This window comes from Amphibacillus jilinensis Y1 (assembly GCF_000306965.1).
Lineage (GTDB): Bacteria > Bacillota > Bacilli > Bacillales > Amphibacillaceae > Amphibacillus_C > Amphibacillus_C jilinensis.
Genome location: NZ_JH976438.1, coordinates 67,021 through 81,776, shown reverse-complemented (window position 1 = coordinate 81,776; position 14,756 = coordinate 67,021). Strand labels below are relative to the sequence as shown.

General features: G+C 38.7%; 12 protein-coding genes. 1 reads left to right on the top strand and 11 read right to left on the bottom strand.

Annotation, left to right across the window (positions count from 1 at the left end; genetic code table 11):
- Positions 1-133: 133 nt before the first annotated feature.
- From B494_RS0113190 to B494_RS0113155, 8 genes are all read right to left on the bottom strand, one after another.
- The gene (locus tag B494_RS0113190) at positions 134-1,927 is read right to left on the bottom strand and encodes a reverse transcriptase domain-containing protein (protein WP_017472863.1); all 1,794 of its coding nucleotides are present in this window, start codon (positions 1,925-1,927) and stop codon (positions 134-136) included.
- A 623-nt stretch (positions 1,928-2,550) separates the two neighbouring features.
- Positions 2,551-3,570 (bottom strand): bifunctional lytic transglycosylase/C40 family peptidase, encoded by a 1,020-nt coding sequence (locus B494_RS0113185; protein WP_017472862.1) that lies wholly within the window; start codon positions 3,568-3,570, stop codon positions 2,551-2,553.
- Positions 3,567-5,738 carry a CD3337/EF1877 family mobilome membrane protein gene (locus B494_RS19385; RefSeq protein ID WP_017472861.1) on the bottom strand — a complete coding sequence of 724 codons (2,172 nt, stop codon included), beginning with the start codon at positions 5,736-5,738 and terminating at the stop codon, positions 3,567-3,569. The genes B494_RS0113185 and B494_RS19385 overlap by 4 nt, the downstream gene beginning before the upstream one ends.
- A gap of 4 nt (positions 5,739-5,742) precedes the next feature.
- Complete coding sequence (gene tcpF, locus B494_RS0113175; RefSeq protein ID WP_017472860.1) at positions 5,743-8,190, bottom strand: conjugal transfer ATPase TcpF; 2,448 nt, start codon at positions 8,188-8,190, stop codon at positions 5,743-5,745.
- Positions 8,187-8,567 (bottom strand): conjugal transfer protein, encoded by a 381-nt coding sequence (locus B494_RS0113170; RefSeq protein WP_017472859.1) that lies wholly within the window; start codon positions 8,565-8,567, stop codon positions 8,187-8,189. Before B494_RS0113170 ends, tcpF begins: the two co-directional genes overlap by 4 nt.
- A gap of 57 nt (positions 8,568-8,624) precedes the next feature.
- Complete coding sequence (locus tag B494_RS0113165) at positions 8,625-9,125, bottom strand: antirestriction protein ArdA (RefSeq protein WP_017472858.1); 501 nt, start codon at positions 9,123-9,125, stop codon at positions 8,625-8,627.
- A gap of 174 nt (positions 9,126-9,299) precedes the next feature.
- Positions 9,300-9,620, bottom strand: a complete 321-nt coding sequence (locus B494_RS0113160; RefSeq protein ID WP_017472857.1) for a hypothetical protein — start codon at positions 9,618-9,620, stop codon at positions 9,300-9,302.
- Positions 9,621-9,742: 122 nt separating this feature from the next.
- Entirely contained in the window at positions 9,743-9,964 is a 222-nt protein-coding gene (locus B494_RS0113155) for a hypothetical protein (protein WP_017472856.1), read from the bottom strand.
- 315 nt (positions 9,965-10,279) lie between these two features.
- Between B494_RS0113155 and B494_RS0113150 the strand changes: the two genes are divergently transcribed.
- Positions 10,280-11,464: an IS110 family RNA-guided transposase gene (locus B494_RS0113150; protein ID WP_017470375.1), complete on the top strand. Its 1,185-nt coding sequence runs from the start codon at positions 10,280-10,282 to the stop codon at positions 11,462-11,464.
- Between the two features lie 119 nt (positions 11,465-11,583).
- On the opposite strand, the gene mobT is transcribed toward B494_RS0113150, so the two are convergent.
- From mobT to B494_RS0113135, 3 genes are all read right to left on the bottom strand, one after another.
- Positions 11,584-12,801: a MobT family relaxase gene (gene mobT / locus B494_RS0113145; protein ID WP_033193658.1), complete on the bottom strand. Its 1,218-nt coding sequence runs from the start codon at positions 12,799-12,801 to the stop codon at positions 11,584-11,586.
- A gap of 220 nt (positions 12,802-13,021) precedes the next feature.
- Complete coding sequence (locus B494_RS0113140) at positions 13,022-14,359, bottom strand: FtsK/SpoIIIE domain-containing protein (RefSeq protein WP_017472854.1); 1,338 nt, start codon at positions 14,357-14,359, stop codon at positions 13,022-13,024.
- A 2-nt stretch (positions 14,360-14,361) separates the two neighbouring features.
- The gene (locus tag B494_RS0113135) at positions 14,362-14,742 is read right to left on the bottom strand and encodes a YdcP family protein (RefSeq protein ID WP_017472853.1); all 381 of its coding nucleotides are present in this window, start codon (positions 14,740-14,742) and stop codon (positions 14,362-14,364) included.
- Positions 14,743-14,756 lie beyond the last annotated feature (14 nt).

Below are 14,756 nucleotides of genomic sequence, written 5' to 3'. Positions count from 1 at the left end.
AATCGGGTAGAGTAGGAAAGCGTCGCCTTACCGTATTTCTACGGCAGGTTTACGCAGACCTCTCCCTAGAACCGTGCTTGCACCTCTCAATGCACACGGCTCGCCATCTTTGCTCCATTACAAAATTAAATTTTTAGAATCCATGATGTATTTTCTGGTGGCATTCATGACAAACCACCATTGTTTTACGCCTTTTTGCTATCATGATTTGCTCCCAAGGTTCTTTTCCCTTTAGATTTTTCACCTTGTTCACATGATGAATTTCGTATCGCTCGCTATCTGTTCTACCGCAAACTTCACAGACCTTAGCTTTCAATCGGTCGTCAAAGGTCGTTTTTCCTTTGGCGTAAATCGTAATCGCACGGGGGAAAATGTCCTCGCACTTTTTCCTATCAATTTCATAGATTTTTGTTAGACGTTTACGTTTCATTCCAGATTTCGTTTGATATGGAATTCCCCATCGCTTATTTGCCATGCGACATTTGCTAATAATCTTTGAGATTTTCGTCCGATGTTTAGTCGCAAGGGTTTTCAGGCAACTGTATTCCATGAGATAGCTGAAATAATTCAACTTGGAGTAGTTCACTGCGAGGGAATAGTAATTGCAAATTCCCCGCAATTCTGCGTCATAGGTTGATACGATTTCCAAATCTGTTTGGCGTAAAAGCGAATTCCTACGAAAAGGCTCCATCTTTCCGTTGTCTTTTCTCTGTCTGACAATTCCACGAGAGAAGAGAAACGATTGAATTTTGTCCTCCAAAGGGATTAACAATTCCACACTGTTGTTCATAGTTCGCTGTTTGGTTTTCTTCCACGCTTTGATCTGTTGGCTACGGCGAATCCGCACATCATAACCTAAGAACCTCGCACAAATACTGCTGTGAGTGATTAGCGTTTTTTCCTGACTTAATTCCATATTTAAATCATTATGGATAAACTCTGTGAGTTTCGCTTTTATCCATTCACAATCCTGCTTGTTTCCATTGACGGCAATGAGAAAGTCATCTGCATAGCGGACATACATGAGCTTTTTATCGTTGCATAGTTTCGCTGGGATTTTATATATTTGTTGCGACAGATTATTGTATTCTTCAATAAATCCGTCACGTCTAGCACCAGCTTCACAACGTTTGATTTTTTGAGAAAGACTCGAACGCTTATTCATGACTTTCTTGTATTCCGCGGTTAATTGATACGGAGTTCTATTATCAAAGTCCTGCTTTATCTTCTCCATAAAATTATCCAGTTCATTTAGATAGATGTTCGCAAGAATTGGAGATATGATTCCGCCCTGCGGGCAACCGCTGTAAGTACCGTAGTACTTCCAGTTCTCCATATAGCCTGATTTCAAGAATAGGTGTACCAACTTGATGAATCTGGCGTCTTTGATTTTCTTTCCGATTATCTTTGTTAATATTGTGTGGTCGATGTTATTAAAACAGCCTTTAATATCGCCCTCCACAAACCAACGAGCACCAATGAATTGGTTTTTGATTTGTGTCAAAGCTGTATGACAGCTTCTTCCTGAGCGAAATCCGTGTGAATTGTTTGAGAATATCGGCTCATAAACCGATTCCAGAATCATACGTATAACTTCTTGCACCAGCTTGTCTGTAAAGGTCGGTAGACCTAGTGGACGCATTTTTCCATTGGATTTCTTGATATAGGTGCGTCGAACTGGTTTAGGACGATACGTTTCTGTTCTCAAGGCTTCGATAATTTGCTCCACATATTTCTCGCTGAAACCGTCCGCTGTTTCTTCATTTATACCTTTCGTTCCAGCACCTCTATTAGCATATAGGTGTTGATAAGCTACAAAGTATATATCGGGACGGAGCATATAGCGAAAAAGTCTAGTGAAGACTTCATCATGGTGTTTCTTTGAGTTTTCTTGTAATTTGGTCAAAATCTCCATTGTTGGTTTCATTTGAGGTTTTCCTCCCTAATCAATTTTTGATTTCAACTCGCTTAGACTGCTTCCCTTCGCCATGTGAACGGCTTTCCCGTATCCGTTTTTACGGCTTTCCCTGTCTGTTCAGGGTTCTCGGACTACTATGGAAGCTCCGTTGCCATGCCAGATATTCGAGCGTCATCTCACTTAGCAGAGCCTTGTGATTTATCACTTAAAAGAAAAGCATTACGCATAGCCCATAGGGCATTCTGGTTTAGGCAATCTCCAGTTTACGAAAGTAGTAGGTTAGTGTGAATTGTCGGATATGCTTTCATTCCGTTAACACCGGTTCTCCGGCGTGCCGTGCAGTTTGTTTGATAACCTGCCAGAAGGCAACCCTTTCTGGCAGTACTGATAACGTATTAGAAGGCTCACCTTTCTAATTCCGTTGCACCATAGGTTTCAGGTAAATTTCCTATGCCCACACGCAACGAGGGCTGGGAACTCACATTCAACAAATACAGTTTTATCCTCATATTCACTTATCCTTGCGGTTGCGTCTCACCCGATTACCTTTAGGTGACTTTCCGCTTTCCTGATATGCTATTGTTCCGTTCAGCTTTCGCCTTTCGGTTAGTCAGGTGGATTCCTGTGTTATCTTACAGGGTAGTACCTTTTTCTGTCCTCCTTTCGTCTACTTCTACTTCCGTCCTATCTGGACGCACATCTCCCGCATGGAACATTTGATTATCTCCAAGATAGAGTCCATTGTGCGTAATGTGATTGGCGGTGTTGTAAGTCGAATGGAAAAATACTAAATCTCCTGGCTTTGCTTCCGATAGAGGGATGTGTTCTGTAGCTTCATACTGTTCTTGAGCGGTACGAGGTAAATTAATTCCTGCTTCACGGAAAATCCATTGCATAAGTCCGCTGCAATCAAAGGAGGTATCAGGATGAGCCCCACCAAAAACATAAGGAAAACCCTCATATTTTAAAGCTTCTTCCATCACTAATTGAAAAGTATCATCATCAAAGGATGGCGTTGTACGAAGGTAAGGCTGCAACAAATCCACATAAAACATATTGCCATAGCTAAATCTCCAACCTCCGTTTTTCTCGACTGCAATGGGATTAGAATAGGTGACTTTCTTTCCTCCTGACCGCTCTTTCGCAAAGCTTTCAGCTAGTTTAAAAGAGTAAGAGCTTCCTTGTCCTGCTACATAATCAATAAAAGCACCGCCATAGTTATAAGATTGGAGTACGGTTGAATCATCAACACCTTTTGTTTCTGCTGACTGCAATAAGTCCGCAAGATATTTCGTTCCTTGCTTAATAGAGGCTTCCGTATCTAAGGTGTTAGGCGGTAATCCTAACGATTCACTGCTTTGCATGACATCTTCGGCAGTACCGCCACTTTCAACGGCAATAATCGCAAGTAAGATCGGTACATAGTCGCTGATTCCATATTCACTTGCGTATTTTTCCACCATTGCTTGATGAGCCAACACATCTTCGGATAGAGATACATTCCGCAAATCACCTGGTGAACCAATATCCATAGAAGAATCAAAATCCGCTTCATCTGAAATGAAAATAGCCACAAAAGCAAGCAATCCTAGAAACGCTAAGAAACCTATCCCACCGACAATCAGCATAATTTTGAGCCGTAATAATATCATGAGCGATCCCTCCTAACCGTTTGTCTATTGCGCGGAGGCTTCAATTTTTGTCTTGTCCGTTTTCTAGGTAAAACAGGACGTTCGATGACTCGTTTTTCTTTTGGTGGTTGTTTTGGAGGTCGGACAGTTTTTTTCTTTTGATAAGGTTGCTTTTTTTCAGTCGACTCTCTATAAGTTGGATTTACTTTTTCCTTTGGATTCCGTAAAGTGTGTATTTTTTCTTTTTGCACAGGTATTTGTTTTCTTTGATCATTTTCAGGAACTAACTTTTCTTTCGGTTTTATATTCTGTTTCTCTTTGATGAAAGGAGAACGAGAATTCTTTTGTACCGTTGGTTTATTGGAGTAAGCAGTGGTATTTTTCTGCTTTTTATCCAAAGCTTGTCGTCTTTCTGCAATCGTTTGACGATGTTTGCTCGTACGTTCCGTGTTTTCACGTTGCCGTTGTTCTTTCGCTTGATGGACTCCTTTTCTAAAATCTTTACTAGGTTGTTGAAGTTTTTCTTTTCCTTGTGTCACAGCATATTTTGCTGTTGTTGGTAAATCTTTTACTTGCTGTTTTCGATGTTGCATATTGACACGTACACGATTTTTTGTATCCAGCACTTTACCAGTGGTTTGTCCGATCTTTTGACTAAGTGATTTTCTCTCCTGATTAGGTTTTTCTGTTTTGTTGGACCGCATAGAATGTAGACTTTGTATAGGACGGCGAAGGGAGAAAGCGTTTTGTGTTTTTCCTGATTTACTCATCATCTTACCCACAGTCGCCCCAGCAGTGACACCTGTCAACGTGCGACCAATGGAACGTTGCAATCGGCGACTACCTCGATATGCCATTTGTTTGGGACGCCGCATAACACTTCGTCCGACTTGTTGACTATCGCTACTTTGCAATCGAAACATACTCATGATGTCACCAAGCTTTAGATAGATCCCAGCGAAAGTCACAATCTGCAAAAAAGCAATTAAGAAAAACGGATAGGTGCTCGTTAAGCTGTACAACATAGAAGAAATGCTAAAGGCAATCGTAATCACAAGCGTGATTCCAGCACGCAGCATAATCACGTTAAACAGCTTTAAAATGGCCTGTTTTCCCATATTTTCGAAAGTCGGTATCATGGAAAGGAGGAAACTAATAGGAAGAAATGTCGCAAACACAATAAATAGCAATTGGGAGAAAATCATCATCCCTGATAAGAGAAATACGAAAATCGAAATTCCAATATTAAATAGAAATAAGAAAAAGACCATCCCTAAGCGAGTAGTCGTTTTGGTAATGGTCAAGTTTTTATTATCGTGATCCTCAATTTCTGCTTGCACGGCTGCTTCTCGATCTTCTCCATTGTTTGTATCAGGACTGATGGAAACTAAAGCGTCCACTCGTTCTTCTCCAATCGCTGCTTTGTCCGAGTTATCAAACTGCAATAATAACCATGGTTGTTCCACTTGAATGGAAAAGAGATTATTACGGATCATATCAACGCTATCTCTTCCTTGACTGTTAGAGTTAGGCATAAGAATGTTTGTCCCTAAGTCAAGGGCTGCTTCACTCACATCTGCGGAAAAATCATTAATTTTTGTAATATAGGTTGGAGCAAATGCAATAAAAGCAGCCGATACGATAAACACCACTAGAAAATTAATCACTGCTCGAATGGCTTTAGTCGTTTCACGTTTCATCAAACCTGTGTAGGTCACATAAATACCCAAAATTAATACAAAGAGAAGGAGGAAACCAACATAAAAGCCTTCTGTTCCAAAACCTTGTGCAGTAACTCCAGCTAGTGTTTGCATATTTTTACCGATGGCGGTTGCTGTTTCGGAAATAAAATCAAGGGAATACGCTTGTTGTACTAAATAACCAGTGGCATTTGAAAGATATAAATTGATAATCCAAATAAAATTGGTGATCGTGTACAGTCCGTACATGACTTGTTTTCCGATTCCATCATCCCAATTCCAAGGCAACCAATCCCAACCCGAATCGACGTAAAAATCTAACTGATAATGGTCGAGTGGGTACAAGGAATAAAGATTGTCCTCTGATACCGTATCATCGACCAACCCAGCAGCCTGTGTTACAGTAAACAGGGAAAGAAACAATAAAAAAATGACCGCACCAATGAGTACCGTCATCCATACAATCTTTTTCAGTTTTGGTTTGTTCATCTTATCACTGCCTTTCTAGGACAGGTGGGCGAGTGTCGAAAGCGTCAAATAAATCTTCAAACACAGGATGAACCTGAATAATCCCAACTCGTCCATATAAATCTTGCATAAGGCATTGTCCATTTTCCAATTCTCTTAATCGACGTTGATTGGCTTCATCTTCCGCGTCCACGCCAAAAAATTGAAGCGTTTTTTTAATTTCTGTACTATCCCTGGAACGAAACGCAAATTTCACACCAATATTATTCTTCAATTTTTCGTCTGTTAGATCGTCAGCGTTCTGAGTAACAAAGTACACACCTGCATTCATGGAGCGACCAGCACGTACCAGTTTATTAGAAAGTGTTTTCCCTTGTGCCACTTGTAAAAAGCTCCAGGCCTCATCAACATCTACAATTTTAAAAATGCTGCGATCAGAGTGAATGAAGTCTAAGGCAAATGTAGAAATAATAATTAACATGGCAACACTCAATAATTCCATTGTCGTGTATTCTTCAAAGTTTGTTTCCGCGTCAGGCAATACTAAATCTGCCACCTGTATAATATTGAGCTGTTTTTCTAAGCTGATAGAATTTTGAACCGTTCCGTCTGAAAAAAGAAGGTGGGCAAAGTCATAATCGGTAAAACTTTCGATATGATCTGCAATAGTGTAAGCAAGCGGATTTGGATCACTCCTTAGTTCATGAATCACCAGCATTAAGCCGCGTTCATCTTGTTGACCGACTGCTCGAATAGCTCGTCGTAAGACAGGAAACTTATCACCATCCCGACTGGAAATACCCGTTAAGAAGGTAAGAATATCAATCGCTAAACTTTCCGAATCCTTCTTATTTTTCATAATGACAAACGGGTCAAGCAGCCCTTGATTGCTTTCTTCACTGGTTAAATTAACGATATTAATTTCATCAGCAATATCAGGTAAAGCTTCTTTCCAGCCGCCACGTTCGCCCTTAGGGTCGACAACCAATGCTTGACCACCAAAAAGAACGGCATAGTATACCAGTAAGTTATTGGAGAACGATTTTCCACCACCAAGTGAACCTAAAAAAGCAGAGGCCAAAGCGTTGGTGACAGAGCCTTTTACGCCTTGACTAGCGAGGCTAGGATTGAGATAGACATTTCTTCCCGTATCTAAGTTGTACCCAAAATAAATGCCTTCTGTTTCACCTAGCATTTGTGTTGCACCAAATCCAAGGCCAGCTAAAAAATCCGAAGTGACATACTGTACATAGTCGGTGATATAGCGTTTACTGGCAGGAATAAATTCACCATGTAAACCCAACATATCGCCAAACGGACGAACCAGTTTTACATTTAAGTCATCATAAAAATCTTTGACTTCATTACAGCGTTGTTTGAGCTCATCCAAATTAGAAGCAGATACCCGAATGACATAGCTTAACTTATACATGGATTCTTTCGTCTGATCGAGGACATCCTCTAATTCATTGACTTGTTCCAAAGCTTCCAACACGTTATTTCCCGTTTCATTATCTGAATCCATCGCATGGTTATCTAAATCCTTTAATTCCTTTTTTTTGTTACGTACGGTTGATAATGCTTTCTTATTGGTGACTATCTCGACATGCATAGAGGTGTCGATGGGAAATGTGAATTGTTGCTGCTGGTAGTAAAAGATTTCATCACTAGGAAATTCCAAATCACCGACAATCGAGTTAATGGTAAAGTAAGCAACATAGGTTGTTGTATCTTCTTGTTCCAACTTCATGTAACGCTGTTTTTCCGTAATCAAGCAACGAGTTGGTTTAATGAGGTCATAACGTTTAACGTAAGTTTCTTTTTCACCTTTCTTATAAGAGAGATTATAACTGTAATCTTCAAAGGCAATACCCGTTTGTCCGTGTAAGTGTTCGATTAAATACCCCATGTCATTTTTCGTTAAAGGCCGAACCTTAAAACGCTTAGTGATTTTATTCTGTAATAATTGTTCCATTTTCAGAAAACGAGCAACTTCACTATGTGGCATAGAAACAAAATCACCCATCAAGTGATGATTCACATCTCGAACAAAAGTTGAGAGAGACGCCGTTACTGATTTCCCCATCGATTTCATACTGACTTCTTCTTCATTCAACAAAAGCTTAAATCCAATAAAGAAACGATAATCGACTTGATGTTCTCCAATCATGGAAACAAGGGCTTCTGTTTGGTCGTCAATTCGATTGTAAGCTGCTTCTTGCAGCCTTCCTGTCACAAGTTCTTTACTTCTTTCTTGGACCGACCGAATACTGCTTTCGGTGCTTATCTGTAAGGCATGGATTTTTCCATCTTGATTTTGGGCAATTAATTGCCTAAAGTGTTCGTGCACTTGCATTTTTTCATCTTCAGATAAGAAGGAATAGTTGTATGGCAATAATTCGTAATATGCAAAGGCTTCTCCGTCATGATTAAAAACAAGGTTATTTTCGATATATTTAATTGGATAACTCATACGATTTCCCCCTTTACCACTGTAATGGTTTCATTAATTGTTTGTTTTTGAAGTTTTACCGCTTTCCCTGCATACGTCACTTTAGGGCGGTACCAATACGTGATAACGGACTTTAGGAAGCCATAAGGCTTTTTACCGTCAAAACTCTTTTTACTCATAATCCATGTCAAAGCTACTGGAACACCAACATATTTTAGTAATGCTCCGTCAATCAAAGAGAGAGGGGGAAGGTTTCCAAGTAACATGACAGCCAAAAGAGAAAGCACAAACCAAGTCATTTGCGAAAAAGTGACAGGAAAGGGTAAACGAAAATCATTAATCGCATAAATCACTTTTTCAACCGACCAGATTCGTGTGTAACTTTTTAATTTCTTCACGTCTTATCATCCTCCAAAGAAAAAAGCAGCCTGTTATAAAACAGACTGCCTTCCAATTTATCCGACATATTCAAATACCCCATGATTCGTTACAAGAAAATTTGCTCCTATTTCAAGGTCACGTCCATAGGCTTGATAATCAATATAATTTTGTAAATGAACAGGTACTTCTCCTAGTGTTCCTGATTCCTCTATCAAATACCTTGCGACATCTTCCATGTTGTCACAATCGGGATAACAAATAATATCATCTTGATTTTCCAGTAATTCTTCGACACTATTAAACCAATAATTCTGTATTTCTGAAAGTGCGTCGTACAAGGGAGAACCTTCGATTTCTTGTACCATTTCACATAAGCGGTTGATTTCGGAAATCGGCATGTACTCATGGATTTCAAATGGCAGCTCGTAATCATGCACAGCGTATTCTTCATATTCACCATTTAACCCGATTCGTTCTTTTACCTCTTCAAAATCAATGGGTGGTGTAAACCACGAACCCATGATTTCTCCTTCATTATATTTACCGAGATTCGTTATAAAAACTTGCATTTCCACTTGTTATCACACCCCTTTTGTAAAATAAGCATTAAAAAAACAGCTAACTGTTTAAAGTTAACTGTTTTTTTGAGAATCCGTTGTCCTCTTAATCAATTTTGATTTTCAAATAGGAAATAGCATAAATTTTCTTATTAAGCTCTTATTCAACAATCGCAGCCAGTTGTGAAAAAGTCACATTCCAGACATTCCTGCAATTATCACAAAGGTAGTCCATAAAAAACCACAAATTAATAAAATAAGTGTCGCTATCCCGAGCATTGACAAACCAAATATTAATTTTCCGTTTACGTTTGCTTCCCTAGTAATTGCTACCACTAAGAAAACTATACCCATCAACCAAAGAAAATAAGTGAAAGCAACTCCAACCCAATACCAAGTAAAATCATTTCCCCAGTACGCCATACTTTGAAATGGACCACTCATTAAAAATACACCTATTGCACATAATAGCGATAAAAACACAAAAAATTGTTTCGTTTTTATAAAGTTCATCTTGCTTCCCCCTTTACTTACGCCACAAAATGGCCCGTTGGTTGAATAAGGAATGCTATAATCTTTTATACGATGCTTCAATCTTACAATAAATACATAACAATCTCCATAAATTGTAACATCTACGCACCTATAATTCTATTAAACAAATTCAACAATACATCCTTAACACCACTTGTATTAAAGACTAATCCTACTGCCACGAGCGCAATAATCAGAAATCCTATCAATTTGGAAAACTCACGCTTGAATCCTAAATAAATACCAATCATCACAATTGCCATTAAGACTAAGGATTGAGCATTGTCCAAAAACCAGTTATAAATATTCTGCCCAAAGTTCATCTGACTATCTCCTTGTATATTATATTTAGAGTTTTTATCTTCCGATTTTTAATAGGAAACTCTATGAACCAAAGTAATTTAGTTAGATATTAACTCAGTTTTTCTGAGATAATATATTTATTGGATTGAGAGGTTAAGCCGTTTTCTCCTTGGGTCTATGAACTCGTTATCGAAAGACTGGCGTCTCTCTCTGATAAGCAGTTTACGAATGAGTTAGATGTTGAAGGCTTTCGCCTTACTCCGTATCTAGGACAAGGTAGTAACGCTTTTCAGATGAGTGGCATTCAATCCAAAATATTTTTTAAGGGTGATTTCATGTTCTACCTTGGTATCGATATTGGTAAACGTACTCATGTAGCTTCTGTTATGAATGAAGAAGGCAAGGTTGTACTTAAAGGATTCTCTTTTCCTAACACAACAGAAGGTGGAGAAAAATTACTTACAAAACTCCAATCCTTTTCCCCTTCCATAGACGACTTTACTGTAGGTATGGAAGCTACTGGGCACTATTGGTTAGCCATCTACTCATTTTTACATGACCGTCATCTTTTAATCCATGTCCTGAATCCCATTCAAACAGATGGTTGGCGGAAAGGAACAGAAATTCGAAAACGAAAGAATGATATTATCGATTCTGTATTAATCGCAGACTTAATTCGCTATGGAGCTTTCATAGAAACATCCCTTTCCGATGAGAACATATTCTCTCTCAAACAATTGTCTCGTTATCGTACTTATTTGGTTGGCACATCCAGTGACTTTAAACGAAAAATTATTGCCGTATTGGATCAAGTATTTCCTGAATACGATTCTGTATTTAGCAAAATAGGTATCTTTGGAAAAGCGTCCAAAGAAATTTTACTTGAATATAGCTCCCCCGAGAAACTTCATAAAGTCCCAGCGGATACATTAGCTGAATTACTTAGTGAAGCCAGTCGAAGCCGATTAGGTATGGAAAAAGCAGAATCATTAAAACAGGCAGCGTCACACTCTTTTGGAATCAAATTTGCCCAAGGTGCCTTTACTTTCCAACTTCGCTCTATGATTGAACAGCTGAAGTTTCTCGAAACACAAATTAAGGAAACAGAAATGGAAATCAAGAAAATTATGCATACGCTACATTCCGTCATTGAAACCGTTCCAGGAATCGGCCCCATTAACGGTGCCTCTATTCTTGGAGAAATTGGCGATATTCATAAGTTTTCCAATCCTGCAAAGTTAGTAGCTTATGCTGGTTTAGATGCTTCTGTCACACAATCTGGTGAATATGAAGCTACACATAACGTCATGAGCAAGCGAGGGTCACCTTATTTGCGAAAGTCTTTATTTTCAGCTGCTTTGGTGGCATCACAACACGATCCTGTTCTTAAAGACTTCTATCAAAAAAAGCGTTCAGAAGGAAAGCATCACCTCACGGCTGTTGGAGCTGTCGCTAGAAAACTGTGCTATATCATTCATGCGATACTCAAGAAGAATGAACCCTATGAAATTAGACAATAACCTTGCGAAAAAAGAACTTTTCTCAGGTTTATTTCGTGTGCTTTCATTTCTGTAAAATCATTATTCAACTCTAAAACCATCTCTTTTATTTCTCACTTGACTTTATATAGTTAGTCTTTCTATTTTTCATCATTGTTAGTGGACGGAAGGCGGATTGCTTTCTCCACTGGGACGGTTTGTTGCAAAAGTATCTTTTGATGACGTTTCGATAACTCTGCTTGTGCTAACATATCTTTGATGACAGTGGTTTGATTGATTTCATCCACTTCTGTTGCTAGCTTCCAAGTAGGAGCAACTTGATGAGCTAACCATCTCAACGTTTTGTCAAACGTATAAGGTTCGGGTTTTGTCGTTAAAGAGATTTTTCGATTCACGCCCAAATCCAAAAAGCGTTGCCAATCTGCATTCATTTTCCAACTGCTCCGCCGTTTTTTCTCATCCTTATCGACAAAACGAATGTAACGGTTAATGATGGAGAAAGCAGTTTTCCCTGCGTCCTCATAAGTCATTAAGTCAACAATCGCATGGTAGGCTCGATCATTTTTAAGCCGAATTTCAAAACGATTTTTCACATCGGTGTCCTCAATAGACGTACCATATTTCACATACTGCTCATAATCTTTTTCATAGATACTAAAATATACGTCACTTTTTAACGAACCGATATATAAGGTATGACCCATGTCAGGTTTATCTTCTGCATGAACCAGTTCACCCGAACGATAACTTTTAAAATTGCGAAATACCGTGACACATTCTTCATTTCTGCATTTTTGAGTGAGAAAGGAGATATCCAAAATGCCTGTCTTATCATTAATGGCAAGGTCAATTCGCTTAAAGACACCACCCACACGAAACACTTCCATAAAAAAATCAAACCATGTCCGTTGTTGAGCTAAAAGGAAATTTTCAAATTGACGACAACCTTTTCCTTTTAGTTCAAGCAGACATCCTTTGTCCTCATCAGGTGAAACCATCACCACAATATCCCCATAGACATATTGCTCAAAGTACGAGTAAAACGCGAAATCTTCGTGAAGCATATAACTCTTTTTCAACTGTAAAATATCTTCAATTACTAGGGTAGGATTCGTTGTTAAAAATCGGATTCGCACATAGTCAAATAATATTTCCAATGGTGCTTCTGGGTTAAATTGTTCTAAAATATCGAACAAAGTAGTTTGAATAGCTTCCGAGGGTGTCACTTTTCCTGTCTCAATTTCACTTAGATATTGTCTTGAAATTCCAACGTGTACCGCCAATTTATTTTGTGATACACCATATTCCAATCTTTTTTCTCTTAATACGTGATACCAAGGCATTTGATACACTTGCATTCCTCCTAACTAAAAAGATGTCAACTTTGGCTTAAAAGCTGACATCTTTTTAATATACCCTAAATCGTTGTGCCATCAGGCTTTGTTGGCTTTTGGAACAATTTTCAATTGTTTTTCTACCCCCCTGTTAGAAATGGGGGGTTAAGGCGTGGCTGTCGCCACGCAGGCTTAGCCCAGCACAGCGCCTTTCGCTTCGCACGTCGCCGCACTGGGCAGCCTTCTAGCTAGATAATTTACCAATTTCCTTTAAAAAGTCATGTCCTTTTGGGACAAGGGGCGTGTAAAATTCAGAGATCACACTATCCCCTTTATCGACATATCCACGCCCTCTGATTGGCTTTAAGAAAAATTGTTTTTGTACGTCGCTGCCAAAAAGCATACCGTACCCAAGTTCACTCATTCTACCTAAACCTACTCGAAAATTAAATTGATCCCTAATTCCATCTCCAAGATACTTTGCGTCTGGTCTTTGACAAGCAAGGATCAAGAAAAAACCTGACTGCCTACCAAGCATAACAATTTGTTTTAGTTTACTCATGACTTTAATGCTCTCTTTCCCAATCATTTCCATAAATGACGTATACTCATCAAAGATTAAAAAGCGAGCAGGCAAGCCTAAATAAGCATAGTTTTCACCAGTCTTATAGTTCGGCATTTGCTTCATTTCCTCGTTCCTTTTCATCATGTCCTCATAGAATTGATCAATACATGCTGTCATATTTTCCTTTTTGTAGTACACATCAGGCATAACGGTAGCTAAGTCTGCCAAATCAGCATTTTTGGGATCTAATATATATAGTTTAGCATCTGTTTTGAGTAAGGCTTCAATCAACGTGAGAATGAAATATGATTTTCCGCCGCCTGTTCCGCCAGCGATCAACATATGCGGTAACTTGTCATACTCCCAATAAAAAGATTCCATTAATTTTAAGCTGCCATCCTGTGCGATAACCTCATCAATGGAAATGCGGTTCGCAATCATATCATAGAAAAGCGTGTACTCCACGTAAGAATCACGTAATTCCTTCCATACCAATTCACAATACAAACCACTTTCCAGTTTTGTTTCTAAATTTAATAATGGTTCTTGAAATTTTCCAAGTGTAATCTCTACTTGAATGTAAAGCAAACCCTTTTCAAACCGATAATAGATTTTCGGGAAATGGCTGATTTTCTCCTTTGATTTATTAGATGGAATATCCTTAAAGAAACTCTCTTGTGTGACTTGTTTTGTTTCATACCAACTGTTTTCTAACACCATTTTAGCAAGCTTTTGTCGATGAATAAGCTGTTTGAAGTGGTTATAGCAATAACGATAATAGACAAAAGCACATGCCGCCGTTAAAACAAGACTAATACACAACGTCACTAATCCATACAAACTAATAAAATGTGCTTGTAGTTCTTCGAGCTGCCACGTTGTAGCCATTAAAAATGACAAGTGAAAAGGGAGAAAGAAAAGCAGCCATGTGCCAAATAAACTAACGAATATAAACTGAAAAACGAGAGAAGCGTCTTTTTCTTTAATACGTTTCCCTCGTTTTTTGAAAGGGTTCATTCTTATTTATCCTTTGGTGGTATTTTTGATGGGTTTTCTCCAATAGTTAAAGTAGCTTTTCCTTTTAACACGATGTCATCGGCTTTTATATACCAATCGACATCCGCACCACGAAAAGTAGCGTTGGCGACTGTATCCGCAATAGGGTTCATAATTTCTACTTCTGCGTTATAATCAAACTCTTTCAATGGAACAGAAGCAGGAAGACTCACTTGGATCATACGTCCTTGTTCCCTGGACTTTAAATCATATGTGCGTTCCTTTACCTCCGTTGATACGGTACCATCTTCATTTTGTAAAAATACTTCCCGTCGTAATGCGGAAAACTTCAATACTCCAAATGTTTTTTCTTTATCAATCACAATTCCTTGTGCTAATCTCATATAATATTCCTCCT

Coding starts and splice junctions, on each gene's coding strand:
- B494_RS0113190 (WP_017472863.1), bottom strand. CDS start 1,927: ATGAAACCAACAATGGAGATTTTGACCAAATTACAAGAAAACTCAAAG.
- B494_RS0113185 (WP_017472862.1), bottom strand. CDS start 3,570: ATGATATTATTACGGCTCAAAATTATGCTGATTGTCGGTGGGATAGGT.
- B494_RS19385 (WP_017472861.1), bottom strand. CDS start 5,738: ATGAACAAACCAAAACTGAAAAAGATTGTATGGATGACGGTACTCATT.
- tcpF (WP_017472860.1), bottom strand. CDS start 8,190: ATGAGTTATCCAATTAAATATATCGAAAATAACCTTGTTTTTAATCAT.
- B494_RS0113160 (WP_017472857.1), bottom strand. CDS start 9,620: ATGAACTTTATAAAAACGAAACAATTTTTTGTGTTTTTATCGCTATTA.
- B494_RS0113155 (WP_017472856.1), bottom strand. CDS start 9,964: ATGAACTTTGGGCAGAATATTTATAACTGGTTTTTGGACAATGCTCAA.
- B494_RS0113150 (WP_017470375.1), top strand. CDS start 10,280: ATGTTCTACCTTGGTATCGATATTGGTAAACGTACTCATGTAGCTTCT.
- mobT (WP_033193658.1), bottom strand. CDS start 12,801: ATGCAAGTGTATCAAATGCCTTGGTATCACGTATTAAGAGAAAAAAGA.
- B494_RS0113140 (WP_017472854.1), bottom strand. CDS start 14,359: ATGAACCCTTTCAAAAAACGAGGGAAACGTATTAAAGAAAAAGACGCT.
- B494_RS0113135 (WP_017472853.1), bottom strand. CDS start 14,742: ATGAGATTAGCACAAGGAATTGTGATTGATAAAGAAAAAACATTTGGA.